Source organism: Actinocorallia populi, from assembly GCF_002995495.1.
In the GTDB taxonomy this organism is placed as follows: domain Bacteria; phylum Actinomycetota; class Actinomycetes; order Streptosporangiales; family Streptosporangiaceae; genus Actinocorallia; species Actinocorallia populi.
In genome coordinates this window covers 57014-82233 of sequence record NZ_PVZV01000004.1, presented here as the reverse complement: position 1 = coordinate 82233, position 25220 = coordinate 57014, and the positions used below count along the sequence as shown (strand labels likewise).

Here is a 25220-nt window from a genome sequence, read left to right as displayed (position 1 = left end):
GGAACGGACGGGTCGTGGGCGCAGCGCTAACCCGTGTTCGCGGTGCGCTGCTGGAGCAGGACGGCGGCGACGATGATCAGCCCCTTGGCGATGAGCTGGTCGCTGGTGTCCAGGCCGTTGAGGATGAACAGGTTGGTGATGACCGTGAAGACGAGCAGGCCGAGGATCGAGCCGATGATGGTGCCGCGCCCGCCGGTCAGCAGGGTGCCGCCGATGATCACCGCGGCGATGGCGTCCAGTTCGTAGAGGTAGCCGTGGGTGGAGGAGCCCGCGGTGGTGCGGGCCATGATGATGAGGGCGGCGATGCCGCAGCACAGGCCGGACAGCGCGTACAGCAGCACGGTGTGCTTCCTGACGTCGATGCCGGCCAGGCGCGCGGCCTCGGCGTTGCCGCCGACGGCGTAGGTGCGGCGGCCGAAGGTGGTGCGGTTGAGCAGCACCCAGCCCGCGGCCACGACCGCGGCGAAGATGTAGACGAGGATCGGCAGCCCGAGCACGCGGGTCGTGGACAGCGCCACGATCGCGTCGTTCTCCGGCGCGACCAGCTGCGTCCTGCGGTCCGACAGCCGCTGGGCCAGGCCGCTGGCCGCCGCCATCATCGCCAGCGTGGCGATGAAGGGGACCATCCTGCCGTAGGAGATCAGCAGTCCGCTGACCGCGCCGGTCGCGGTGCCGACCAGGAGCGCGCAGAGCGCCATCACCCACGGGCCGTAGGACTGGGTCGCCACGGTCGTCGCCCAGACCGAGGCCAGCGCCATCACCGAGCCGACCGACAGGTCGATGCCGCCGCCGATGATCACGAAGGTCATGCCGACCGTGATCACGCCGATGGTGGAGGCCAGCGCCAGCAGGGTCACCAGGTTGGAGGAGGTGGCGAAGGTGTCGGGCCGGGTGACGAGCCCGACCAGGCACAGCAGGACCAGCGCCCCGACCAGTCCCAGGTGCCGCAGCCCGCCGCGGTCGCGCAGGGTCCGCACCGGTGCGGGGAGCTTGCCGACGGGCGGCGTGCGCGTGTCGTTCACAGCGCGCTTCCTTCCATGATCAGGTCGAGCACCCGGTGCTCGTCGAGCTCGCGGGCGTCGGACTCGTGCACGTTGCGGCCGTCCCGGATCACCAGGACCCGGTCGGCGAGGCCGAGGACCTCGGGGATCTCGCTGGAGACCAGCAGGACCCCGATGCCCTCGTCGGCCAGGCGGCGGATCACCGCGTAGAGGTCGGCGCGGGCGCCGACGTCCACGCCGCGGGTGGGTTCGTCCAGGAGCAGCAGCCGGCGCCGGTCCACCAGCCAGCGGGCCAGGACGGCCTTCTGCTGGTTGCCGCCGGACAGGGTGCGGACGGGCCGCCCGGGGTCCGCCGGGCGGATGCCGAGCTCGTCGATCTGCCTCCCGGCGTCGGCGAGCTCGCGGCCGCGGTCGAGCCAGCCGAGGCGGGCGTAGCGGGCGAGCCCGCCCAGCGTGATGTTGCGGGCGACGCTCTCCTCCAGGAGCAGGGCCTGGGCCTTGCGCTCCTCGGGGGCGAGGCCGAGGCCGAGCCGGACGGCGGAGGAGACGCCCCGGACGGGCTCTCCGTCCACCAGGACCTTCCCGGACGCCCTGCGCGCGCCGTAGACGGCCTCGAGGATCTCCGACCTGCCCGAGCCGACCAGCCCGGCCAGCCCGACGATCTCGCCCTCGCGCACGGCGAAGGAGACGTCCTGGAACACGCCGGGGACGCTCAGGCCCTCGACCCGCAGGACCTCGGCCCGCCCCTCGTGGGAGCCGGGGGCCGGGCGGGCCGGGAAGACGTGCTCGACGTCCCTGCCGGTCATCAGCGACACGATCTCGCGGGTGGGGGTGTCGGCGGGCAGGCCGACCGCGACGGTGCGGCCGTCCTTGAGCACGGTCACCCGGTCGCCGATCTCGCGGATCTCCTCCAGCCGGTGGGAGATGTAGACGACGGCCACGCCCTGGGCGGTCAGTTCGCGGATGGTGCGGAAGAGGTTGTCCACCTCGTCGTGCGCCAGGGCCGCGGAGGGCTCGTCCATCACGATGAGGCGGGCCTCGTGGGAGAGCGCCCTGGCCATGCTGACGACCTGCTTGCCGGCGGGCGGCAGCGAGCCGACCTCGGTGGCGGGCGGGATCTCGCCGTGGCCGAGCCGGGTGAGCAGCTCGCTCGCCGCCCGGTGGGCGTCGGCGGTGCGGGTGAAGCCGAACCTCGCCTTCTCGTGGCCGAGGAAGACGTTGTCGGCGACGCTCAGCCCGTCCACCAGGTCGAGCTCCTGGTAGATGGTCGAGATGCCGAGCCTGATCGCGGCGACCGGCCCGGTGAGCCGGACCTCCTCGCCGCCCAGGCGGATGACGCCCTCGTCGGGCTGGTGGGCGCCCGCGAGCGTCTTGATGAGCGTCGACTTGCCCGCGCCGTTCTGGCCGAGCAGGCAGTGCACTTCGCCAGGCAGGACCTCGAGGTCGACGCCGTCGAGGGCGCGCACCCCGGGGAACTGCTTGACGATCCCGCTCATAACGAGCAGCGGATCCTTAATGTCCGGCATGTTTCGAGACGATAAGAGTGACTTATGATTTCTGTCAACGAAAGTCAGCCGATGATCGCAGTAAGATGTCCGGCATGGCTAGTGAACCCAGCGGTCAGGCGGCTACGGGGGCGGGAGCCCTCCTCGCGATCCTCCGAGACGGCCGCCCCCGCACCCGCGCCGAGCTCGCCCAGCTCACCGGGCTCGCGCGCTCCACGGTGTCCCACCGGCTCGACGCGCTCATGAGCCGGCACTGGGTGGTCCCCACCGAGGACGCGATCTCCTCCGGCGGGCGTCCGGCAGTGGCCTTCGCGTTCAACGAGAACGTGCGCGTGGTGCTCACGGCCGACCTGGGCGCCACCCACGCGCGGCTGGCCGTGCTCGACCTCGGCCTGACCGTGCTGGCCGAACGCGCCGTGGAGCTGCGCATCGACGCCGGGCCCGAGGCGACGCTCGGCTGGCTGGTGGGCGCCTTCGAGGAGATGCTCGCCGAGACCGGCCGCGACCTCGGCCAGGTGTGCGGGGTCGGGGTGGGCCTGCCCGGACCCGTCGAGCACTCCTCCGGCCGGCCCGTCAACCCGCCGATCATGCCGGGCTGGGACGCCTTCCCCGTGCCCGAGTGGCTGGGCGAGCGGATCGGCGCGCCGGTCCTGGCCGACAACGACGTGAACATCATGGCGCTCGGCGAGCACTGGACCGCCCGCCCCGCGGTCGACCACCTCATCTTCATCAAGATCGGCACCGGCATCGGCTGCGGCATCATCGCCGGCGGCGACCTGCACCGGGGCGCCCAGGGCGCGGCCGGGGACGTCGGGCACATCCAGGTCCCCTCGGCCGTCGACACGGTCTGCCGCTGCGGCAACGTCGGCTGCCTGGAGGCGGTGGCGTCCGGCGCGTCGATGGCGGCGGCGCTGCGCGCCCAGGGCGTCGACGCCCGGGGCAGCCGGGACGTGGTGGCGCTGCTGCGCGCCGGGGACTCCCGCGCGGCCCAGCTCATCCGCCAGGCCGGGCGCGAGGTCGGCCGCGTCATGGCGTCGATCGTGAACTTCTTCAACCCGTCGACGATCGTGCTCGGCGGGGACATCGCCGAGGCGGGCGAACACCTGCTGGCGGGCGTCCGCGAGACCATCTACAGCAGGTCGCTGCCGCTGGCCACGCAGCACCTGACGATCCGCGCCAGCACCCTCGGCGACCGCGCGGGCGTCATCGGCGCGGCCGTCATGGTCGTCGAGCACGTCCTGGCGCCCGGATCCATCGACCACGCGGTCACCGTTGACCCGGCGGCGGTCGGCTAGTAACAATGGCGCGACCGGGGTCGACGGCGGTGGCACGCCCGAGGCGCCGGTGACGCATCCGCTGCGACGTGGTCGACGCACACGTCCCTCTCCCGAAGGGATCCGTGCGCATGTCCCGCCCGATCACCCTGTTCACCGGCCAGTGGGCCGACCTGCCGTTCGAAGAAGTGTGCCGGCTCGCCTCCTCCTGGGGTTACGACGGGCTGGAGATCGCCTGCTGGGGCGACCACTTCGACGTCGTGCGCGCGCTGGAGGACGACGACTACCTCCAGGGGCGCCGCGACCTGCTGGAACGGCACGGGCTGCGCGTCTGGACCATCTCCAACCACCTCGTCGGGCAGGCCGTCTGCGACCACCCGATCGACGAGCGGCACCGCGCCATCGTCCCCGACCGGGTCTGGGGCGACGGGGAGCCCGAGGGCGTGCGGCAACGTGCCGCCGAGGAGATGAAGAACACCGCGCGGGCCGCGGCGAAGCTGGGCGTGGACACCGTCGTCGGCTTCACCGGCTCGTCGATCTGGCACACCGTGGCGATGTTCCCGCCCGTCCCGCCGGAGATGATCGAACGCGGCTACGCCGACTTCGCCGACCGCTGGAACCCGATCCTGGACGTCTTCGACGAGGTCGGCGTGCGGTTCGCCCACGAGGTGCACCCCAGCGAGATCGCCTACGACTACTGGACGACCGCCCGCACCCTGGAGGCGATCGGCCGCCGTCCCGCCTTCGGCCTCAACTGGGACCCGAGCCACTTCGTCTGGCAGGACCTCGACCCCGTCGGCTTCCTGCTCGACTTCGCCGACCGGATCTACCACGTCGACTGCAAGGACACCCGCCGCCGCACCGGCAACGGGCGCAACGGGCGGCTGGGCTCCCACCTGCCGTGGGGCGACCTGCGCCGCGGCTGGGACTTCGTCTCCACCGGCCACGGCGACGTCCCGTGGGAGGACTGCTTCCGCGCCCTCAACTCCATCGGCTACGCGGGCCCGATCTCCATCGAGTGGGAGGACGCCGGGATGGACCGCCTGGTCGGCGCGCCCGACGCCCTGTCCTACATCCGCTCCCTCACCCGCATCGAACCGCCCGCCTCCTCGTTCGACGCGGCCTTCAGCCGCGACTGAGAACGAGCGCGGCCCCGGCCAGGCCGGGGCCGCGTTCCTCAGGGGCGGGTGCGGGGTCTCGGCCGGGCGGCCGGGACCGGGCGGACGGGGACGCCCTCGACGACGGTGTTGGCGATGGTGCCGATGCCCTCGACCGTCATGGTGACGACGTCGCCGGGCCGGAGCGGGGGCGGGTCCTGCTTCCCCGACAGACCCCACAGCTCGGCCAGGCAGCCGCCGTTGCCGCAGGTGCCCGAGCCCAGGACGTCGCCGGGGCGCACGGCCGTGCCGCGCGAGGCGTAGGCGACGAGCTCCTCGAACGGCCACCCCATGTTGGACAGCAGGTCGCGGCCGACCTCGGTGCCGTTGACCTCGACGGACATGCCCAGGCGCAGGAAGCCGTCGGCGTCGCGGTAGGGCTCCAGCTCGTCGGCGGTGACGATCCACGGGCCGAGCGTGGTCGCCGTGTCCTTGCCCTTGCAGGGGCCGAGCCCGACCTTCATCTCGGCGGACTGCAGGTCGCGTGCCGACCAGTCGTTGAAGATCGCGTAACCGAAGATGTGGTCGCGCGCCTCCTCCGGCGTCAGGTCGCGGCCCTCCGCGCCGATGATGACGGCGACCTCCAGCTCGAAGTCCAGGACCTCGCTGCCGGGCGGCACCGGCACGTCCGCCCCGGTGCCGATCACGGCGTAGGGGTTGGTGAAGTAGAACGTCGGTGCCGCATACCACTGGTCGGGGACGCCGCTGACGCCGTCGACGCTGCGCCGCACCCCCTCGACGTGCTCCTCGAAGGCCACGAAGTCGCGGACGGCTGGGGGCTCGATCGGCGCGAGCAGCCGGACGTCCGCGAGCGGGATCCCCGGCGCGGCGAGCGCCTCCTCGGTGTGGCGCCGCAGCGCCTCGCCGCCCTCCTGGATGAGCCGGAGCAGGGGCGTGCCGAGCGGGTGGACGGCGTCGCCGGAGACGACGCCGGACCAGGTCCGCCCGCGGTGTTCGCAGGTCGCGTAGCGCATGGTCCTCCTCAGACGGGCGGGGCGACGAAGACGCCGCGGTCGGGGTCGTTGAAGGACTCCTTGGCCACCAGCTCGTTCATGGGGTTGGCCGTCCCCCACTGGTCGGTGACCTCGGGCTGGGAGAAGTCGTGGACGCCGGGGTGCCAGGTGTCCTCGTCGAGCTCCTCCAGCTCGGTGGTGTACTCGACGGTGTTGCCGTGCGGGTCGAGGAAGTAGGAGAAGGTGTTGTCGCCGGCCAGGTGGCGTCCGGGGCCCCAGATCATGCGGGTCCCCGAGCGCAGGAGCCGTCCGGTGCCGTACATGTACTCGTCCAGGCCGCGCAGCTCGAAGCTGATGTGGTGCAGCGAGGTGTGCGGGCCCCTGGCGATGGCCATGCTGTGGTGCTGGGGGTTGCAGCGCATGAAGTGCATGACCTTGCCCATGTGCGGCGAGGACAGCGTGTCCGACAGGGCGAAGTCCAGATGGGTCTCGTACCAGACCCGCGTGGCGTCGATGTCGGGGGCGTTGAGCACCACGTGCGAGAGCCGCACGGGCACCGACTCCTTGGGCTCCAGCTTCCGGTGGGCGCGCAGCGCCACGTCGGCGGAGATCTCGACGGTGCGGCCGTCGAGGTCGAAGAACCGGAAGCCGTAGCCGCCGCCGGGGGTGTCGATCGCGCCCGGCGTGGAGATCAGCCGGACGCCCGCGCCGCCGAGGCGCTCGGCCAGGGCGTCGACGTCGGCGGGGGTCTCGGCGCCGAACGCGATGAGGTCGAGGCGCTTGTCGTCGGCCTGGCGCAGCCGGATGATGTACTGCTCGGGCGAGCCCTCGGCGGCCAGGAAGGACAGGCCGCTGTCGTTGGCGACCTCGGTCAGCCCCCAGACTCCGGCGTAGAACTCGCGCTGCTTGTCGTAGTCGGGCACCGCCAGGTCGACGTGCCTCAGATGCGTGATGAGACGCATGGTCACTCCTTGATTCCGAAGAGAGGGGCGGCCGTCGCGCCGGCGATGGCCCGGTGGTCGGCGTCGGACAGGCCCGCCTCGGCGAGCCGCTCCAGCGGGTCCTCCACGCCCATGTCGAACGGGTAGTCCGAGCCGAGGACGATCCGGTCGGCTCCGGCCGCGGCGACGAGGGCGCGCAGCACGCCCGGGTCGTGGACGAGGGAGTCGAAGTACAGCCGCCGCAGGTAGCTGCTGGGGCGTTCGGCGCAGCCGCGCGCGTCGGGGCGCGCCTGCCAGCCGTGGTCGGCGCGCCCCAGGTAGGTGGGCAGGTAGCCGCCGCCGTGCGAGACGACGATCTTCAGCTCGGGGTGCCGGTCCAGCGCCCCGGAGAAGATCAGGTGGGAGAGCGCGACGGCGTTCTCGGTGGGCTGCCCGACGATGTTGGACAGGTACCAGCGGTCGAGCCGCTCGTCCAGGGTGCAGCCGAACGGGTGCAGGAAGACGACCGCGCCCGTCTCGGCCGCGTGCGCCCAGAAGGCCTCCAGGCGCGGGTCGGACAGCTCGACGCCCGGCGCGTGCGAGGAGATCTCCACGCCGAGCAGGCCCTGCTCCAGCGCGTGGTCCAGGGCCCGCGGCGCCAGCTCGGGGTGCTGGAGCGGGACGAGGCCCAGGCCGCGCAGCCGGTCGGGGGCCTGCGCGCAGTGCGCGGCGGTGCCCTTGTTCGCCAGCTCCCACACCTCGCGGGCCAGGTCGGCGTCGGCCCAGTAGTGGTAGTGCGACGGGGACGGGCTGACGATCTGGACGTCGACGCCCTGGGCGTCCATGTCGGCCAGCCGCACCGGGACCTGCGTCAGCTTCGGGATCCGCGAGCCGACCATGGGGCCGCTGACGGCCAGGGCCTCGGCGCCGTTGCGGCGGGCGTCGAGCGCCTTGTGCTCGGCCAGTCCCGGCCGCCCGGCGACGGCCTGCTCGATCTCCGGCAGGATGACGTGGGCGTGGACGTCGATCGTGGTCATGGGCGCTCCGTCAGGAGGGTGGCGACGCGGCCCATCAGGCCGGGGACGTCGGCGTCCCGCCTGCCTTCGAGCTGCCACTCGCACAGCTGGACCGAGGCGTCGACGACCGCGCGGACGCGGTCGAGGCGGCGGTCCATGAACCTCTCGAACAGGTCGGGCTCACCGGCCAGGACCAGTTCGGCGAGCACGGACGCGTCCTCCAGGCACATCGCGGCGCCCTGGGCGATGGTGGGCGGGCAGGCGTGCGCGGCGTCGCCGATGAGCACGACCCGGCCGCGGTTCCAGGGGCGCTCGACCAGCAGCGCCTCGAACCAGGTGTAGTTGATGCGGGCGGGGTCCGCGGTGGCGAGGTCCGCGCGGATCTCCTCCCACGGGCCGCCGTAGCCCTGCGCGAGCCGGTGCATCTCGGCCGCCATGTCGGCGGGCGCGACCGCGCCCTTGGGGCGAGCCTTCTCCACGAGGTAGGCGTACATCTCGGTCTCGCTGGTCGGGCAGTAGCCCGCGATGTAGCAGGGGCCGCCGTAGATGAGGTCGGTCCGCCGGACGGCCTGCGGCCGCCGGGTGTGGATCCGCCAGATGCCCATGCCGACGGGCCTGCGCTCGGCCTCGATGCCGAGGAGGCCGCGGATGTGGGAGCTGATGCCGTCCGCGCCGACGACCAGGTCGTACGTGCCGGTGGTGCCGTCCCGGAAGGCCACCTCCACGCTGTCGCCGTCCTGGGTGAGGGAGTCGACGGTCAGGCCGAACCGGATCTTCGCTCCGGCGTCCTTGACGGCCTTGTGCAGGACCGCGGCGAGCTCGGGCCGGTTCATGCCGAGCGTGGCGGGCAGGTCGGGGCCGCCGGTGCGGGCGTCGGGGAGCTCGGCGAGCACGGTGCCGTCGGGGGCGCGCAGGCCCAGCTCGTCGAAGGGGTACCCCAGGGGCAGCACCTCGTCCCAGACGCCCAGGTCGCGCAGGACGCGCAGCGCGTTGCCCTGCAGGGTGATGCCGGAGCCGAGCGCGGTGACGTCGGAGTTGATCTCCACGATCTCGACGTCGAGGCCGCCGCGGCCCAGCAGGATCGCCAGGGCCGAGCCGGCGATGCCGCCGCCGACGATGAGGACTCTGTTCACAGGGGGCTCATTTCACTGCGAGGGGGTTGACGGGGGAGCCCACCGCTCCGGTGACGGGCAGGGGCGGAGCGGTGAGGAAGAACTCGTGGACGCCGTCCTCGGCGCAGTCGGCGGCCAGTGCCTCCAGGTCCCACATCTCGCCGATGAGCAGGCCCATGTTGGGGATGGCGACCTGGTGCAGCGGCTGGAAGGCCTCGTCGAACTCGTTGGGGCGCACCTCGAAGCCCCACGTGTCGGTGGCGATCGCGGCGATCTCGGTGCGGTGCAGCCAGCCCGCGGAGGTGAACGACAGGCCGGGTGCGGGGCCTCCGGCGTAGTCGCCCCAGCCGTCGCGGCGGGCGCGGGCGAGCTGGCCCGTGCGGACGCAGACGATGTCGCCGCGGCCGACGGCGACGCCGTGCGCCTCCGCCGTCGCGACGAGGTGCTCCTCGGTGATGGCGAAGCCGTCGGGCAGCTCGCCGTCGGTGCCGATCACCCGGCCGACGTCGAGGAGCACGCCGCGGCCCACGATGGGGGCGGCGAGCGTCTCGATGCCGGTCACCAGGTCGCCGTCGGAGGTGACGACCTTCTCGGCCGGGCGGCCGTTCCACGCCCTGCCGTGGTCGAAGATGTGGCCGAGGCCGTCCCACTGGGTGGAGCACTGCAGCGGCATCGCGATGACGTCGTCCGCGCCGCCGATGCCGTGCGGGAAGCCCTGGTTGCCCAGGGCGGCGTCGGTGCCGGTGTCGAGCATGGTGTGGACGGGGTTGGTGCGCCGCCGCCAGCCCTTCTGCGGGCCGTTCATGTCGAAGCTCTGCGCCAGCGAGAAGGACACGCCCCGCCGCACCAGCGCGGCGCCCTCGCGGCGCTTGGCCTCGGTGAGGAAGTTGACGGTGCCCAGCACGTCGTCGTCGCCCCAGCGGCCCCAGTTGGAGTACTTCTCGGCGGCCTTGGCGATCTCGCCCTCGGGGTCGGTGCGGTCGAGGGTCATCGCACGACCCGGTTGCGCTGGACGCCGAGGCCGGTGATGGAGCCCTCCATGAGGTCGCCGTCCTGCAGGAGGACGCCCCAGTGCATGCCGTTGCCGGCGGGGCTGCCGGTCAGGACGAGGTCGCCGGGCAGCAGCCGGGAGGTCTGGGAGATGTAGGAGACCAGCCGGGCGACGCCGAAGATCATGTCCTTGGTGGACTCGTCCTGGTAGGCCCTGCCGTTGACCTTGAGGGTCACCCGCAGGTCGCCGGTGTCGCCGAGGAAGGCGGCCGGGACGAGGTAGGGGCCGAGCGGGGTGAACGTCGGGGCGTTCTTGCTGCGCATCCAGTCGGTGCCGATCTCCGGCATGTCGCGGCGGAACACCGCCTCGCGGGCGGTGACGTCGTTGGCGATCGTGTAGGCCGCGACGTGGTCGAGTGCCTCTTCGACGCTCACCTGATAGGCGGGCTCGCCGATGACGGCGGCCAGTTCCAGCTCCCAGTCCGGCTTGGCGCACCAGCCGGGGACGACGACGTCGTCGTACGGGCCGGTGATCGCGCTCGGCAGGCCGATGAACACGTACGGGAGGTCCTCGGCGGCGCGGCGGTCCATCATCGCCGCGACCTCTTCGCGGATCTCCGCGTCGCTGCGCGAGTCGTCCTTCTGGCGGTGGGCCACGGCCAGGTCGATCACGTGGGTCCGGTAGTTGGCGCCGGACTGGAAGATCTGCCGCGGCTCGACGGGCGCCAGGACCTTCAGGTCGGCCAGGTCGTGCCAGTCGCCGTCCCCCGCGGCGGCCAGCCCGGTCAGCAGCGGCAGGACGCGGTCCCACTCCGCCAGCAGGCCGCGGGTGGTGGCGGGCAGCTCAGGACCGGACAGCTCCCGTACCCGGTCCCCGACGACGAGGCCGGCGAACTCCCGGCCGGCCAGGGCGAAGGAGCCCAGGGCGAACGGGCCCGCCGGTGACGAATGTGATTCCACGAGGTTTCCTTCCGTGATGGTGTCCTCTAATGTGGCTCCGATCACGGAATTTGGGAAATAGATAGTTCCCATACTTAGTATTCACGACATGGATGTGCCAATGATCAGGTCGCTTCAGCTGGCGAGCCTCGACCTCAACCTGGTGGTGGCGCTGCGCGCCCTGCTGCGCGAGCGCAGCGTGACCAGGGCGGGCATGGAGATCGGGCTCAGCCAGCCCGCCATGAGCGCGGCGCTGGCCCGGCTGCGCCGCCACTTCGACGACGAGCTCCTGGTGCGGGTCCGCGGCGGCGGCTACGAGCTGACCCCGCTGGCGTTGTCGTTGCGGGAGCCGGCCGAGTCGGCCTGCGAGATGCTCGAACGCGTCTTCTCGGCGCAGCCGGACTTCGACCCGCTCACCTCCGAGCGCGAGTTCGTGATCATGACGTCCGACTACGCGCTCGCCGTGCTCGGCGAGGAGCTGTCGCGGACCGTCCGGCGGCGGGCCCCGGGGGTGCGCCTGCGGCTGACCCAGGTCGCCTCGGTCACCGAGGACGTCCTGGACACGGCCCTGCGCACGGTCGACGGGCTGTTCATGCCGCACGGCGTCATCTCGGGCTACCCGTCGGTCGACCTGTTCCACGACCGGTGGTTGTGCATGGTCGCGGCCGACAACCCGGTCGTGGATCTCACGATGGACGACCTGGCGAGGTCGCCCTGGGCGGGGCTGTACCACCGCCCGACCGCCTACACGCCGGCGGCCAAGCAGCTCGAGCTGCTCGGCTTCGACATGCGGGTGGAGGTGGTGGTGGAGAGCTTCCAGTCCCTGCCGTTCTTCGTCGCGGGGACCGACCGCATCGCCCTGGTCCAGGAGCGCCTCGCCCGGCGGCTGGAGGGGCGGGCGGCGGTCCGCACGATGGCCCCGCCCTACGAGCCGGTCCCCTTCGTCGAGGCCATGTGGTGGCATCCCGTCCACACCCACGACGCGGGGCACGTCTGGCTGCGCGGCCTCATGGCCGAGGTGGGGGCGGAGATCGCGTCCTCCGCCTGAACGTCAGGCGTCCTGGACGGCCTTCGGGTCGGACCGTAGGCCGACGGCGGCGACGACGCAGCCGGCGACGCACAGGATGCCGGTGACGAGGACGGCGGTGTGCGCGCCGTTCATGAAGGCGCTGCCCGCGGCCTCGGTCACGGCGGTCTTCAGCTGGAGGGGCATGTCGGGCGAGACCGGGGAGACGCCCATCGTGACGGCGTCCTCGGCCTCCGACAGGGCGTGGGCCACGGGGCCGGGGACTCCCGCGTCGTGCAGCTCGCCGGTGAAGGTGGAGCCGACGCGGCCGGCGATCAGGGAGATGAGGACGGAGGTACCCATCGCGCCGCCGATCTGCAGCGCCGTCGCCTGGAGGCCTCCGGCGACACCGGCGTCCTTGACGGGCGCGTTGCCGACGATCGCCTCGGACGAGGCCGACATCACCATGCCGACGCCCAGGCCCAGCGCGATGAAGGGCGGCCACATGGCGGCGTAGGAGGAGTCGGTGCCCCAGGTGAGGATCCCGAACGACGCGGCGGCCTGCAGCGCCATGCCGAGCGGCATCGTCAGGCGCGGCCCGAACCGCTCGGTGAGCGCGGCGCCCAGCGGGGCGGCGACCACCGAGGCCAGGCTGAGCGGGAGGGTGCGGACGCCCGCCTCGACGGGGCTGAAGCCCCGGACGTTCTGCAGGTAGAGCATCACGAAGAAGATCACGCCGAGCAGGACGAAGAAGTTGACGGCCGTGATGACCGTGCCGATGGTCAGCGCGGTGTTGCGGAACAGCCGCATCGGCAGCAGCGGGTGCTCCTGGCGCGTCTCGTACCAGCCGAAGAAGGCCAGGACGGCCAGGCCCGCGGCGATGGAGCCCAGGGTGCCGCCCGCGGTCCAGCCCCAGGTCTCGCCCTTGACGATGCCGAAGACCAGCAGGATCAGGCCCGCGGCCAGCAGGACGACGCCGGGGACGTCGAACCGGTGGTGGCCGGTGGAATTCTTGCTCTGCGGCAGCACCATCGCGCTGAACACCAGGGCGATGACGCCGATGGGCGCGTTGATGTAGAAGACCGACTCCCAGTTCACGTGCTGCACGAGCAGGCCGCCGACGATCGGACCCAGCGCGGTGGAGACGGACGAGACCATCGCCCAGATGCCGACCGCCATGCCGAACTTCCTCGGCGGGAAGACCGCGCGCAGCAGGCCGAGGGTGTTGGGCATCAGCAGCGCGCCGAAGAGGCCCTGCGCGGCACGGAAGGCGATGACGCCCTCGATCGACCCGGCCAGGCCGATCGCCACGGACGCGACGGTGAACCCGGCCACGCCGATCAGGTAGTACGTGCGCCGCCCGAAGCGGTCGCCGAGCTTGCCGCCGAGGATCAGCGCGGCGGCAAGGGCCAGGAGGTAGGAGTTGGTGACCCACTGCAGGTCGGCGGTGGAGGCGTTGAGGTCGCGGCCGATCTCGGGGTTGGCGATCGAGACCACGCTGCCGTCGAGACCCACCATGAACAGGCCGAACGCGACGGCGATCAGCGTCAGCCAGGGGTTGGACCGTGCGCTTCTGCGCGCCTCCGGCGGCGAGTGCGCCGGAGGCACGGCAAGGTCGGGAGAGCTTGCGGACATACGGGGGTACTCCTCATGGTTCTGGGTGAGAGAGAAGCGAGAAAACGGCGGCGACGGTCAGTCGGCGGCCGGGTCGATGTGCCGGGCGAGTTCCTCGAGCGCGGGTAGCGCCCTGCGGATGTCCGCCCTTTCCTCGGCGCCCAGGGCTTCGAGCGCCCTGGTGACGTAGTCGCGGAAGAACGTGTCCACCGCGTTGAGGTGGCCGAGGGACTCCTCGGCCACGTGGAGATGGACGATGCGCCGGTCGTCCGGGTCCTGCTCCTTGCGCAGCATCCCGGCGTTGACCATCTGCGAGACCAGCGCGCTGAGGTTGTTCGGCTTCATCAGCAGAGCCTCTGCCGCCTCCCGCACGGTGATCCCGTCGCGGGCCCGGACCAGCCGCAGCACCGCGAGCTGGTTCTCCGGGGGTTTGGGATGCCCGAAGTCCCGCGCGAGCCGCCGTTCCATCGCCCGGTGCAGCCCGGGAAGCGCCCGAGCCAGGGCGGAGGCGACGTCCCGCGGGTCCGTGCCTCCGGCCTCGTGCTCATCAGCGCTCATGGGAATCCAGATTAAGCTATGAAGCTATAGGTATGTCAAAATACCTATGTGGTGACAAGTCTCATATGCGGCCTGTTCCGGGGCCGCAGAAGGCGGCCAGGGGCTCCGCGGGGGCGACGCACACGGGGGCGCCGAGGCGTTCCAGGAGGCGGCGGGCCGGGGCGGTGGCCAGGAAGGTGAGGAAGGCCGAGGCGGGGGTGCCGTTGGCGGGAAGGCCCCGGGTGTAGAAGACCTCGGGGGCCACGAAGGGGTAGCGGGCGGGGTCGGCGGAGACGTCCGGCTTCCTGCCGTCCAGGGCGAGGACGCGCAGGTTCGGGTGCCTGCGGGCGTCGGCGGCCTCGCGGAGCTCGGAGTAGCCGATCGCGCCGGGGGTGCGGCCGACCAGGTCGAGCACCTGGCTCTGGCTGCTGCGTTCGCAGCGGATGAGGCGGGCGTCGTCGTGGAGCTCGTCTCGGGTGAGGCAGTCGCGGGACGACAGGCGCGGCTCGGGTCCGGCGAGGACCCGCTCCTCGAAGATCGTGCGGGTGCCGCTGCCCTCGGTCCTGCCGATCAGGCGGACGGGCAGGTCGGCGCCGCCCAGGCGCTTCCAGTTCACCGGGCCGCCGTCCTCGGCGTAGACCGAGCGCAGGTCCGCGGCCGACAGGCCGGTGACACCGGTGTCCTTGTTGACGACGACGGCGAACGAGACCAGGGAGACCGCCAGGCCCTGGAAGCCGCGGAGCCGGACTTCCGCGGAGCCGGGGCTCAGATGCCCGTCGTGCATCGCGATGGTCGTCGCGGCGTCGGTGTCGGGGTCGGCCAGGGCGCGCACCCCCTCGTTGGAGCCGATCGCCTCCACCTCGACGGTCGCGTCCGGGCAGTGCTCCCCGTAACCGGCCGCCAGGGTGCGCGCCATGTGCTCGAAGGCCGTCGAGCCGACGAGGCGGAGGGTCCCCCGGAAGCAGGAGCCGTCGGACGGGCCGCGCACGACGTGACCGGCCAGCGTCCCGCAGGCGAACAGCACCACGCCGACCGCCACGGCCGCCGCCCGCCGCCATCCGGCCGGCTTCCCCACCGCCTCGCTGAGACGCTCGCTCAACCCGGTGTTCTCGGCCTCGACCGCCGTGAGGCGTTCGCGCAGCTCGGCACCCTCGGCGCGAGCCGCGCTCAGCTTCTCGTCCGCCTCGGCTCGGACCGCGTTCAACCGCTCGACCGCCTCGGCGCGGACCGCACCCAGTTGCTCGTCCGCCTCGGCGCGAGCCGCGTTCAACCGCTCGTCCGCTTCGGCGCGGGCCGTGCTCAACCGCTCGACGGCCTCGGCCAGCCGCTCTCGCAGCTCGGTGCTCTGCGTTCTGAGGGCGGCCGACCGCTCGGCGCTCTCCGCCTGGAGCGCCATGAGCTGGTCGCGCAGCCCGATGCCCTCGGCGCGGGCTTCGGCGAGCCGCTCCGCGGCTTCGGCCTGGAGTGCCGTGAGGCGGTCGCGTAGTCCGGCGTTCTCGGCCGTGGCCTCGGCCAGCCGCCCGGCGGTCTCCGCGGCCTCGGCGCGGGCCCGGGAGAGGTCGTCGGGCGGGGGGAGGCGGCGGACACGGTCGTAGTTCTCGACCCAGCGGGTGATCTCGGGTTCGGGCAGGCCGCAGGCGGCGGCGAAGTAGCCGATCCGGCGCCGTTCCCTGTCGTTGGCCGTCCGCCACCTGTCCTTCTGGAGCATCGCGCTGACGGTGGCGTCGGGGAGCGCACCCCACGAGCGGCGTTCGATCTCGGTCTGGCGCGGGGAGCCCGCCCAGGTCCGCAGCAGGGCGAGCAGCCCGTAGAACTCGCGGAGGTCACCGGCCGAGGCCGGGTCGGGCAGCCGCCGGACGGCGTCGAAGACCGGCTCGGCCCACGGCTCGAACGTCACCGGGTGCCGCGCGGTCAGCCGCCGCCACGGGACCTTCGGCTGGAACAGGTCGACGATCCCGGCGGGCCTGCCGCGCGGGTCCCTTTCGAACGCGGCGCGCGGCCCGTCCCCCCGCTCGTCCCACATGGCCCGCTCGACCGCCGACCACCGGTCGCGCATCCGCCTCACGGCGTCGCCGTCGGCGCCCGCCGCGGCCAGGCACGCGCTGACGACCTCCCAGGACGCCGGCTCCCCGGCCGTCAGCGCCCGGACCGTCGTCTCCAGCAGCCCGGTGCGTTCGGCCAGCACGTCCGGGGCCACGCCCCGCAGGCATGCGACGAGCTCACCGGCGAACTCCGCCTTGAGAGCGAGATAGGAGTTCACGCCCTATCTGTCCCTCTCGCAGGTTTCCGATCCGTACCACCCCGATGCGGTACATCAGGATGCCACCAGATCCAGGGGAGATCATCTACTTGGTCGGGAGTTCGCCGACCGGTCATCTCCCCGCCGCTTCCAGGACGCCTCCCGTGCCGGACCACGACTTCCTGGAAGCCACCAGGAACCGCGGAATCCCACTAAGACGCCCTGCTCCCGGCCGCCGCGCCCCGTCTTCGGCCACGCTGGCGGCATGAGCCGAGGACGCCTCCCCAGCACCGCTTCGTACATCGAACCGGCCATCGACCGCTTCCGCGACTGGCCGCTCACCCCGTGCCGCGCCGACGCCCCGCCCGGCCACGCCCTGGCCCTCGCCGGCCGCCAGATCGTGCACTTCCACCACGACGACCGCGCGGAGGTCCGCCTCGCCCACCCCCTCATCCACCGCCTCGCCCCCGCCCTCCTGGGCTCCGGCCGCGTCGACGTCCCCCCGCACTCCTCCTGGATCCGCGTCCGCCTCGACTCCGACAGCGACCTCTCCCTCCTGGAGTCCCTCGTCAGCCTCGCCATCCAGGCCAACGACCCCGCCCGCCTCCAGCCCCCCGCCCTCTGCCCCCACGCCTCCCTCATCCGCCACCGCGTCCCCCTCCCCCGGCCGGGCCATCTCTGACCGCCTCGCACACCCGGCCGCACCTTTGGACCGTTCCCCCGCCATTCGGCCCCGGCCGAAGCGCCGCACGCGCCACCCGGACCGGGCCGAACGAGGTCTACGGCCGGACCGCCTCCGACCACCTCGCACACCCGACCGCGTCCTTGGCCCCCGCGCTCGACCCCCGGCATTCGTTCCCCGGCCGGAGCACCTTGCGCGCCGCCTGGACCGGCTAGAGGGGGTCTACCGGCCGGGTCTCCTCTGACCGCCTCACACACCCGACCGCACCTCTGGCCCCCCGCGCTCGACCCCCGGCGTGCACCGCCTGGACCGGGCTGGACGGGGTCTATCCGCGCTGCGCCCGATGCGCCTCCGAGCCGCGGGCGTCCGCCGCGTGCTCGCCTGACGCACCCGGCTCGGCGAAGACCGCGCAGACCGTCCGGCCATGGGCGTCGCCGAACCATCCCCAGCTCTCGGCGGTCCGCGAGAGCGTGAGGAGGCCGCGCCCGTTCTCGGCGAACCCGTCGCCGCCGGGCGGGATCGCGGGCTCGCGCGGCCCGCCCTCGTCCCGCACCCAGACGACGACCTTCTCCCCTCGCACCCCGGCTTCCCCGAGCACTCCATGGCACCGGCGCACCTCCACGACGAACCTCCCGCCGGGCCTCCCCGACCGCGTGTGCCGGATCGTGTTGACGGCCAGCTCGTCCACGCCGAGCAGCACGTCGTCCAGGAACGGGCAGTCGGCCAGCAGCGACCGCAGGAACCTCCGCACCTCCCGCGCCTCCTCCGGCACCCCGGCGAACTCCCGCCGCCAGCCGTCGCCGTCACCCTCTTCGATGAGTTCGATGAACACGAGACTCCTCACGCAGCGAAACCGGAACGACCCACATGGTCACACTCCGCGTCCGCCCGCGCCCCCGGAAACACCCCAGACAAGAAGAAAGTTCGCACTCTCTCCGCTCGCACGGCCCCCTTTCCGCACGAACGCGGAACACGCCCGTCGAGCCCGCACGGTCCACGTGCGCACGGAGCGGGTGCGCACGGAGCGGGTGCGCACGGAGCGGGTGCGCACGAAGGGGGTGCGAACCGATTCGAGAAGGTGCGCGGAAGCGGTTGCGGCAGGTGAGAGCGGTGGGCTTCGATGCGGTGAGCAGCCGGTGGATCGCGTTGAGTGATGGACCGTCGGCCCGAACGACGCCCCGTGAGGGAGGCCCGTGTCCAGCCCGTTCGTACGACGCCGACGACTCGGCGCGGAACTGCGCGCGCTCCGCCTGAGCAGGAACCTGACGACCGAGCAGCTCGGTGCGCTGTTCCACCGGTCCCGCATGAAGATCTCCCGCCTGGAGAACGCCCAGGTCCGCCCCGACCTCGCCGAGGTCATGGACCTCCTCGACCTCCTGGAGCCCACCGAGGAGAAACGCGCCCAGATCCTCCGCATCGCCCGCGAGGCCGCCGCCCGAGGCTGGTGGGACGCCTACGGCGTCGCCATGGGCGACCGCCAACGCCTCTACGCCGACCTGGAGTCCGGCGCCGCCACGATCCGCGAATACCACTACGGTTCGATGCCCGGCCTGATGCAGCTACCGGAGTTCACGCGGGCGCTGATAGAGCGAGAACAAGCCGAACACCAGATCACCTACATTCCGGAACGCATGATCGAAGCACGGCTACGCCGCCAAGCCACCGTCTTCCGGGAAAATGGACCTTCATACGAAGTGATCGTCGACGAGATCGGGCTTCGCCGATTCAACATCCCGGCCCACCTGATGGCACGTCAGCTGAAGCACATCGTCGGCCTGTCCCATCAGCATGCCCGGCTGACCGTCCGAGTCCTTCCTTTCCGAACGGGCCGGACCCGCATCCCATGGCCGATGAGACAGATCAAGCTCCTCACCTTCATCGACCCGGCCGACACGGCCATGGCCGTGTCGGAAACGACTTCCGCAGACGTCATGTACACCGACCCTGCGGAAGTCGCACACCACGTACACCGCTATGAAACGGTGCGAGATGAGGCACTATCAGAGGTAGCAAGCCTGGCGATGCTCGAAGAGATCGCCGACCACATCTCACACGAGACAGGAACGCACGGATGACCCAGCAGTACCGCGGTTGGCGGAAATCCCGCCACAGCGACCCCGGTGCCGACTGCGTTGAAGTCGGCCGCTCCACAGCACGTACTGTCGGCGTCCGCGACAGTAAGGCCGAGGACAGCGGCCCCGTCCTGGAGTTCACCCGCACCGAATGGGCCGCCTTCACCCGCCGCCTCCGCGACCGAATCTGAGGCGCTTCTGCCCTCTGCCGGATGCGGCGTTTTGTAGCTCTCCCGTTCGGTTCGGGTGCCGCTTCCTCTAGAGTGAAGGCAGCGTCGCGTGCCGGTGGCGGACTGTGTCAGGCATGGAGGCGTGGGACCAGGAAGGTGGTCGTCATGGCCCTTTCCCTGCTCCTCACGCATGAGTGAGGGCGAGAAGAACAGGCTCATCGCCTGGAATCGTGAGATGACGGCCGCGCACGAGCGGCTGCGCCGAGCACTGCGACTCGTGCGAGATTCCCTCGCCGGTGACGGAGAGGACCCCGCTTCGGCACGGGCCGACCTCCTGCTGTACTGCAAGGGATTCTGTGCCGCCCTCAGCAGGCACCATGTGAGCGAGGACGTCGCGCTCTTCCCCGAGTTGTCCGCGCGCCATCCGGAGCTGCGCCCGACGATCGGGAAACTCGAGCAGGACCACGGGATGATCGCGTCCCTGCTCGGCCGGCTCGAACGCGTGCTCGCCTCGGACGCCCCGGTGAGCGAAGTGGCACTCCACCTCGACGGGATCTCGGCGATCATGGAATCCCACTTCCGGTACGAAGAGCGGCAACTCCTCGGCATCCTGTCCGCACTGGAATCCGACGCGGACCCTCACGACTACTTCGGACCGCTCTGACCTTGTCCCGGCCTGCCGTGCGCCGCTCTCCGAGACGGCGGCTGCGTGCTGCACTATCGTCCAGATATGGCGGATGCACCTCTTGAGCGGTTGCGGGCCGAGTTGCGCGAACTGGCCGAGCCTCGGGTGCGCGCCCAGCAGGAGAGGGTGCTCGCTCCCGCGGACGGCGACGAACTGCTCGGCGTACGGGTCCCCGTGCTGCGCGGGCTGGCCCGGACCTACCGGGACCTGACGCTGGACGAAGTGGACTCGCTGCTGCGCAGCAGGGTCCATGACGAGCGTTTCGCCGGACTGCTGGTCCTCGCCGAGCAGGTGCGCACGGCCCGCGGCGCCGACCGCGGTGCGCTGGTGGACTTCTACCTGGCGCGCACCGGCCATGTGGACAACTGGGACCTGGTGGACGGCTCCGCACCGGTCGTGCTGGGGCCGTGGCTGCTGGAGTCGGCGTCGGACGTCCTGGACCGGCTCGCCGCTTCGACCTCGCTGTGGGAACGGCGGATCGCCGTGGTGGCCACCCTGGCGCTGATCCGCGCCGGCCGCCACGAGCCGACGTTCGAGCTGGTCCTCACGCTGCGCCGCGATCCGGAGCCCCTGATCCACAAAGCGCTGGGATGGATGCTGCGGGAGATCAGCCGCCACGACGAGCGGGCGCTGGTGGACTTCCTCGACCGGCACGCCCCCGAACTGCCGCGCATCACCGTCCGGCACGCGACCGAACGGCTGCCCCCGGAGGAACGGGCACGGTTCGTCAAGCGCCGCCGAGAGCACGCCCCACCCGGCGGCGATGAACAGCCGACCGCAGCACCGACCGCGTAAGACACCCTGGACGCCGACACCGGCCACCGCCGCTCTACGCTCCGGTCATGAGGCGCGCTTGCCTCCTGGGACGTCGAGCACCATGGTGTCGTCGCCGAAATCAGCGACGACCTTGAGTTGCCCGCCGAGTGCCGCGACATAAGCGGCGAGGGTCGCGACCTCGGAGATCACGCCATGTTCGATCTGGGAGACCCGCGCTTGGGAGACGCCCATCACCTCGGCGATGTCGATCTGCCGGAGCCCACGCCGTTGACGAGCTTCGACGAGTTTGTAGGCACGTTGGCGGGCGATCAGTCGCCGGCGCTGCTCTTCGATGAGCGGCTCATCCTCGGGCTCGATGAGCTCTTTGCGAAGCTCGTCCCAAGTGACCTCATCCATCTCGTCTTCCCCGTTCCTTGAGGTGTCGCCTGTACCTCTGCTCGGCTTCCTCCATCGCAGCCGGGTACCAACTCTTCCACCGACCCGCTTTGTCACCGGCCACGAGGACGACCGCGTTGCGCCAAGGGTCGAAGACGAAGAGCATCCTCATCTCGCCGCGCCCGGTGGAACCTGGCCGCAGTTCCTTCATGTTCGACAGGTTCGAACCGGTGAGCGTGTCCACCAAGGGGCGTCCCAGTGCCGGCCCCTCGGCTGCCAGCTGGTCGAGAGCGGCCGTGATCAGACCGAGGGTAGGCCTGTCGCTCTTGCGCAGAGCATGGAGCCACTCGGCGACCTCCGGAACGATCACGATGGTCCATTTCATGGCCAGCATAATAGATTTCTTATGTCGCTGGCGAGAGCGCAAGCCGTAATAGGTTAATCACAGAACGTGCCTTGGGTATTGAACTGCTGCATGTCGAGCATCCATGAGCTCCCTCTGATCGTGCTGGCCTTGTTCTGACGCCTGGGTCCGGATTCGGGTGGAAGACTTTCCCTGAATCCGGACGGTGCATTACAGGTCGCGACGGGAGGGGCGGCTCGGTGCCCGATGACGAGAAGACGCCGGGCGAGCTGCGGTGGCGCTGGGACGAGTCGGTGCCGCTTCGCTGGCTGCTGGTCGATGAATACACCATGGGCGAACCGGACACTGCGATTGCGGCATGTGCCGATATCGACGGGTTGTTCGTTGATGTGCCCCCTGGGCCTTCGGCGGATGGCGTCGGATGCCCGGACGTGTTCGAGGAGTCCGTCCTTCGACCGGCGATGCTGCTCGGATGCCGTCCTGAGCCGCCTCTGCGGCGGGCGCTGGACGCGCTCGCCCGGGGGGCCGGGAATCCCGGCGGCGCCCTGTGGCGCCGCCGGATCCTCGCCTCGGTCTTCAGCGTGGCCGATGACGGCACCGCGACGTCCGTCGGGGCCTCTCTTCAGGCGTCGGTGGCCGATGTTCGCCCTTCGGTGCTGGGCGACGGGCTGCTCGACGTGGCCTTCGACGCCGCCATCGCCGACCCGATACCCGCGGAGGCGCGACAGATCTGGGAGCTCTGGCGCGCCGGTCGTCCGGCCGAACCCGGCGGCTGGGCGCGGTACGACCGCGAAACCCGTCTCCAGTGGGCAAGTGCGGCGCTGTTCCATCATCCGCGCGATACGCCCGACAAGCCCTCCGGCACCGTCTATCACCTCGACGGACGCGACGTCACCGATATCGAGGGCTTCTACTGCGCCATCGGTGAAGCGGTCAACGGACCTGGCGGCTACTTCGGATGGAACCTCGGCGCCCTGCATGACTGCACGCTGGGCGGGTGGGGTGCGGCGAGGCCGTTCAAGCTCGTGTGGCATGACTTCGCTGTCGCACGGAGCCGTTGGGTCTCTGTCTCCGTTCCGGATGCGGAGGTCCTCGACATTACCGTTGACCAGGTGCTTCAGTGGCTCGCCGAGGACGGGGTCGAGGTCGTGTCGCGGTAGTCGAGGGCGCGGGGGGATGACCTTGGCGGTGGTTCGGTGACGTACAGGAGTGCCACCCCTCCCGGCCCCTCAGGAGACCGGGTGCGGAGACCGGCGCCAGAAGTCGATCTTTGTTGTGGCGGTATCACGACGAGGCCGGTCAGCGGCTCGATGGCGGGACCGGCGTAGTGTTGTCACAGGTCAGCAACGGTATTCGAGGGTGCGACGGTACGGGGGCTCCGGTGGCCGAGGTGGATTTCCAGGCTTTGTTCGACGCCGCTCCGGCCGCGCTGGCCCTGCTGTCGCCCGATCTGGTCTTCGTCGCGGTGAACCGGGCCTATGAGCGGCTGCTCGATCGTACGCGCGAGGAGATCATCGGCCGCAACATCTTCGAGGTGTTCCCGGGAGGCTCCTCTGGAGAGGGGGTGGCGGTGCTGCGGTCGTCGCTGGAGCGGGCGCTGGCCGGGGGCGAGGGTGAGGCCGACACCTTGATGCTGCAGCGCTATGACATCGAGGTGCCCGGCAGTCCGGGAGCCTCCGAGGAGCGGTACTGGAGCGTGGCCAGCTCTCCGCTGCTGGACCGCGAAGGCACGGTGTGCGGCGTCATCGTGCGGATACAGGAGGTGACCTCGTTCATCGACCGGATGCGGGAGGACGGCCTATCGGCGTTCTCCGACGCCGGTTTGATCCACGCGGCGGCGGTCGAGGCCCAGTTGTTCTCCCAGACCAGGGAGCTGCAGTCGATCAACCGGCGGCTGCGCAGCTCCGAAGCCGAAGAGCGGCAAGTCTCCGAAGGGCTGCGGGAGATGGTGCGGCACCAGCGCCAGGCGGTCGCCGACACCTCCCACGATCTGCGCGGCCCGGTCACCGGCCTGCAGATCCGGCTGGAGGACGCGCTGGCCGACCCCGACGCCGACCCGCGCGAGATCCTGCTGGCCGCCCTGCACGACGCCGAACGGCTCGGCGACATCATCGGCGATCTGCTGGAACTGGCACGCCTGGAGGCGGGGGCACTTGCGCCGACCGAGCAGGTCGACCTGGCCTACCTGGTGCGCGACGAACTGGCCCGCCGTGACCTCAAGACCGCCATCACCACCCACCTGGACCCCGGAATCGTGGTGGAGGGCTCCCCGATCCGGCTGGCCCGCCTGGTGGGCAACCTGCTGGCCAACGCCGAACGCCACGCCCGCTCCCGCATCGAGGTCAGCGTCGCCGCCGACGACGGCCAGGCGGTGCTGGAGGTGATCGACGACGGACCCGGCATTCCCGACGCCGACAGGGAAGAAGTCTTCACCCGTTTCTTCCGCCGCTCCGACGCGCGCACCAGCGATCCGAGCGGCAGCGGCCTGGGCCTGCCGATCGCCCGCCAGATCGCCGAGTCCCATGGCGGCACCCTGCACTCCGCCCACCGCGCCGACGGCGCCTCCGGAGCCCGCCTGATCCTGCGCCTGCCACTGCGTCGGCCCTGACCCCGCCGAGTCCGGCGTCACCGCGGACGCAGGGTGAACCCTCGTCCGACATATGGTCCCTGCGCGCCGCCCTGCTGATGGCCGTCGTCCACGGCGCGGTCGAACCCCCCGTGCACGCAGGACCGCTGCAACCGATCCTGTGCGCTCTGCTGTCCGAGGAACCCGGTCACCGCCCCACCGCCAATCGCCCTGCGGCAGCAGACCTCCTCCCCGCTGGGACCACCCGGCTCCCCTCGGCGGACCCCTCAAAGGCCACGAAGGCACGGTCCAGTCGGTGGCGTTCAACCACGACGGCAGGGTCCTGGCCAGCGGCAGTGCCGACGGCTCGGTGCGGTTGTGGCGGCCCTGACCGGAAGGCAGGGCGGACAGGGCCGCCGGTCGCCAGGAGGGCTTCAGGAGGCCGCGGCGGTGACGGCCGGGAGGTAGCCCTGGGCGTGGCCGGTGGCGGTGGGGTGGACGTTGGAGGCGTCGATCCACTCGGCGGTGGTGCAGATCTCGTGGCCGGCGAAGCCCGGACGGGCGTCGGCGAAGGTGAAGCCGGCGGCGGCGGCGCGGGCGGACAGGACACCGGTCAGGACGTCGGCCGCTTCGTTGATCATGGTGCGTTTGGTGGAGCTGAGGCCGCCCAGGCACAGGCCGCCCTGCTTGTACAGGTAGGGGTAGCCGACGACCACGACCTTCGCCCGGGGCGCGCGGGAGCGGATCTGGGCGTACAGGGAGTCGAGGCGGGACGGGAGCTCCTCCTCGACGAACTCCCGGCCCTCCTCCAGAGCCGAGCGGCACTGGTAGGTGGTGGCGTACTTGCAGGTGAGCATCGTGGCTGCGAAGCCGGAGTCGTTGCCGCCGATGCTGATCGTCACCAGGGTGGTGTTCGCGCCGAGGGCCGACAGCTGGTTCCCGACGACGTCGGGGATGGTGGCGCCGCCGCACGCGACGAACTTGAACACCGTGCCGGGGCGGGCCGCGGCGAGCAGGGCGGGATAGGCGTTGGCGCTGCGGGTGCAGGCCACGTCCGTGTACGAGCCGGCGCCCGTCCCGGACGAGTACGAGTCGCCGAGCGCCACGTACTCGGGAGCCGCGGCCTGGGCGGGTGCCATGAGCAGCGAGGACGCCAGGCCCGCCACGGCGGCGCCCAGCAGCAGCCGGATGTGTCGCATGTTCTCTCCTTGGAGGTGGGGGTCACGACGCCGACATTCTCAGATGCCTGCGGCCGCGAAGCGCTGG

General features: G+C 71.5%; 26 protein-coding genes. 11 read left to right on the top strand and 15 right to left on the bottom strand.

Features of this window, described 5'->3' with window-relative positions:
• Window positions 1-26 precede the first annotated feature (26 nt).
• Together C2865_RS17005 and C2865_RS17000 are read right to left on the bottom strand one after the other, a co-directional pair.
• Window positions 27-1022, bottom strand: coding sequence for an ABC transporter permease (locus C2865_RS17005; RefSeq protein ID WP_106399476.1), 996 nt, complete (start codon window positions 1020-1022; stop codon window positions 27-29).
• A complete protein-coding gene (locus C2865_RS17000) occupies window positions 1019-2527 on the bottom strand; it encodes a sugar ABC transporter ATP-binding protein (RefSeq protein WP_198653394.1) in 1509 nt (502 codons plus the stop codon). The genes C2865_RS17005 and C2865_RS17000 overlap by 4 nt, the downstream gene beginning before the upstream one ends.
• A gap of 65 nt (window positions 2528-2592) precedes the next feature.
• Here C2865_RS17000 and C2865_RS16995 point away from each other — a divergent pair, with 65 nt between their 5' ends.
• Window positions 2593-3801 (top strand): ROK family protein, encoded by a 1209-nt coding sequence (locus C2865_RS16995; RefSeq protein ID WP_106399474.1) that lies wholly within the window; start codon window positions 2593-2595, stop codon window positions 3799-3801.
• A gap of 110 nt (window positions 3802-3911) precedes the next feature.
• Complete coding sequence (locus C2865_RS16990) at window positions 3912-4919, top strand: sugar phosphate isomerase/epimerase family protein (RefSeq protein WP_106399473.1); 1008 nt, start codon at window positions 3912-3914, stop codon at window positions 4917-4919.
• Between the two features lie 38 nt (window positions 4920-4957).
• Here the strand turns inward: C2865_RS16990 and C2865_RS16985 are convergent, their stop codons facing one another.
• The 6 genes from C2865_RS16985 to C2865_RS16960 are packed head-to-tail and all read right to left on the bottom strand — an operon-like array spanning window position 4958 to window position 10888.
• Window positions 4958-5911, bottom strand: coding sequence for a fumarylacetoacetate hydrolase family protein (locus tag C2865_RS16985; RefSeq protein ID WP_106399472.1), 954 nt, complete (start codon window positions 5909-5911; stop codon window positions 4958-4960).
• 8 nt (window positions 5912-5919) lie between these two features.
• Window positions 5920-6852 (bottom strand): VOC family protein, encoded by a 933-nt coding sequence (locus C2865_RS16980; protein WP_106399471.1) that lies wholly within the window; start codon window positions 6850-6852, stop codon window positions 5920-5922.
• A gap of 2 nt (window positions 6853-6854) precedes the next feature.
• Window positions 6855-7847 carry an amidohydrolase family protein gene (locus C2865_RS16975; protein WP_106399470.1) on the bottom strand — a complete coding sequence of 331 codons (993 nt, stop codon included), beginning with the start codon at window positions 7845-7847 and terminating at the stop codon, window positions 6855-6857.
• Window positions 7844-8959, bottom strand: coding sequence for an FAD-dependent oxidoreductase (locus tag C2865_RS16970; RefSeq protein WP_198653392.1), 1116 nt, complete (start codon window positions 8957-8959; stop codon window positions 7844-7846). The genes C2865_RS16975 and C2865_RS16970 overlap by 4 nt, the downstream gene beginning before the upstream one ends.
• A 7-nt stretch (window positions 8960-8966) precedes the next feature.
• Entirely contained in the window at window positions 8967-9929 is a 963-nt protein-coding gene (locus C2865_RS16965; protein ID WP_106399469.1) for a cyclase family protein, read from the bottom strand.
• On the bottom strand, window positions 9926-10888 hold the full coding sequence (locus C2865_RS16960; RefSeq protein ID WP_198653391.1) for a fumarylacetoacetate hydrolase family protein: 963 nt from the start codon (window positions 10886-10888) through the stop codon (window positions 9926-9928). The genes C2865_RS16965 and C2865_RS16960 overlap by 4 nt, the downstream gene beginning before the upstream one ends.
• Window positions 10889-10988: 100 nt before the next feature.
• On the opposite strand from C2865_RS16960, the gene C2865_RS16955 reads away from it, so the two are divergent.
• Window positions 10989-11915, top strand: coding sequence for a LysR family transcriptional regulator (locus C2865_RS16955; protein ID WP_106399467.1), 927 nt, complete (start codon window positions 10989-10991; stop codon window positions 11913-11915).
• 3 nt (window positions 11916-11918) lie between these two features.
• Here C2865_RS16955 and C2865_RS16950 read toward each other — a convergent pair whose 3' ends face one another.
• The 3 genes from C2865_RS16950 to C2865_RS16940 all read right to left on the bottom strand — a co-directional run bounded on the left by C2865_RS16950 (window position 11919) and on the right by C2865_RS16940 (window position 16284).
• Entirely contained in the window at window positions 11919-13508 is a 1590-nt protein-coding gene (locus tag C2865_RS16950) for an MFS transporter (protein WP_106399466.1), read from the bottom strand.
• A 57-nt stretch (window positions 13509-13565) separates the two neighbouring features.
• Window positions 13566-14045, bottom strand: coding sequence for a MarR family winged helix-turn-helix transcriptional regulator (locus C2865_RS16945; protein ID WP_106399465.1), 480 nt, complete (start codon window positions 14043-14045; stop codon window positions 13566-13568).
• 61 nt (window positions 14046-14106) lie between these two features.
• Window positions 14107-16284 carry a substrate-binding domain-containing protein gene (locus tag C2865_RS16940; RefSeq protein ID WP_106399464.1) on the bottom strand — a complete coding sequence of 726 codons (2178 nt, stop codon included), beginning with the start codon at window positions 16282-16284 and terminating at the stop codon, window positions 14107-14109.
• Window positions 16285-16528: 244 nt separating this feature from the next.
• On the opposite strand from C2865_RS16940, the gene C2865_RS16935 reads away from it, so the two are divergent.
• Window positions 16529-16945 (top strand): luciferase domain-containing protein, encoded by a 417-nt coding sequence (locus C2865_RS16935; RefSeq protein ID WP_106399463.1) that lies wholly within the window; start codon window positions 16529-16531, stop codon window positions 16943-16945.
• A gap of 325 nt (window positions 16946-17270) precedes the next feature.
• Here the strand turns inward: C2865_RS16935 and C2865_RS16930 are convergent, their stop codons facing one another.
• Window positions 17271-17777 (bottom strand): ATP-binding protein, encoded by a 507-nt coding sequence (locus C2865_RS16930; protein WP_408608321.1) that lies wholly within the window; start codon window positions 17775-17777, stop codon window positions 17271-17273.
• Window positions 17778-18138: 361 nt separating this feature from the next.
• On the opposite strand from C2865_RS16930, the gene C2865_RS16925 reads away from it, so the two are divergent.
• From C2865_RS16925 to C2865_RS16910, 4 genes are all read left to right on the top strand, one after another.
• Window positions 18139-19020, top strand: a complete 882-nt coding sequence (locus C2865_RS16925; protein WP_106399462.1) for a helix-turn-helix domain-containing protein — start codon at window positions 18139-18141, stop codon at window positions 19018-19020.
• Window positions 19017-19208, top strand: coding sequence for a DUF397 domain-containing protein (locus C2865_RS16920; RefSeq protein ID WP_106399461.1), 192 nt, complete (start codon window positions 19017-19019; stop codon window positions 19206-19208). The genes C2865_RS16925 and C2865_RS16920 overlap by 4 nt, the downstream gene beginning before the upstream one ends.
• Before the next feature lie 169 nt (window positions 19209-19377).
• Entirely contained in the window at window positions 19378-19851 is a 474-nt protein-coding gene (locus C2865_RS16915; RefSeq protein ID WP_106399460.1) for a hemerythrin domain-containing protein, read from the top strand.
• A gap of 66 nt (window positions 19852-19917) precedes the next feature.
• Window positions 19918-20667: a DNA alkylation repair protein gene (locus C2865_RS16910; RefSeq protein WP_198653389.1), complete on the top strand. Its 750-nt coding sequence runs from the start codon at window positions 19918-19920 to the stop codon at window positions 20665-20667.
• 45 nt (window positions 20668-20712) lie between these two features.
• Here C2865_RS16910 and C2865_RS16905 read toward each other — a convergent pair whose 3' ends face one another.
• Together C2865_RS16905 and C2865_RS16900 are read right to left on the bottom strand one after the other, a co-directional pair.
• Entirely contained in the window at window positions 20713-21045 is a 333-nt protein-coding gene (locus C2865_RS16905; protein ID WP_106399459.1) for a helix-turn-helix domain-containing protein, read from the bottom strand.
• A complete protein-coding gene (locus C2865_RS16900; protein ID WP_198653388.1) occupies window positions 21038-21409 on the bottom strand; it encodes a type II toxin-antitoxin system RelE/ParE family toxin in 372 nt (123 codons plus the stop codon). Before C2865_RS16900 ends, C2865_RS16905 begins: the two co-directional genes overlap by 8 nt.
• Before the next feature lie 218 nt (window positions 21410-21627).
• On the opposite strand from C2865_RS16900, the gene C2865_RS16895 reads away from it, so the two are divergent.
• The 3 genes from C2865_RS16895 (at window position 21628) to C2865_RS41830 (ending at window position 24345) form a co-directional block, all read left to right on the top strand.
• Window positions 21628-22548, top strand: a complete 921-nt coding sequence (locus C2865_RS16895) for a barstar family protein (RefSeq protein ID WP_232835657.1) — start codon at window positions 21628-21630, stop codon at window positions 22546-22548.
• A 221-nt stretch (window positions 22549-22769) separates the two neighbouring features.
• Window positions 22770-23996: a PAS domain-containing sensor histidine kinase gene (locus tag C2865_RS16890; RefSeq protein WP_198653387.1), complete on the top strand. Its 1227-nt coding sequence runs from the start codon at window positions 22770-22772 to the stop codon at window positions 23994-23996.
• A gap of 52 nt (window positions 23997-24048) precedes the next feature.
• On the top strand, window positions 24049-24345 hold the full coding sequence (locus tag C2865_RS41830; RefSeq protein ID WP_106399457.1) for a WD40 repeat domain-containing protein: 297 nt from the start codon (window positions 24049-24051) through the stop codon (window positions 24343-24345).
• Window positions 24346-24388: 43 nt separating this feature from the next.
• Here C2865_RS41830 and C2865_RS16880 read toward each other — a convergent pair whose 3' ends face one another.
• Window positions 24389-25153, bottom strand: coding sequence for an SGNH/GDSL hydrolase family protein (locus C2865_RS16880; RefSeq protein ID WP_106399456.1), 765 nt, complete (start codon window positions 25151-25153; stop codon window positions 24389-24391).
• Between the last annotated feature and the right edge of the window lie 67 nt (window positions 25154-25220).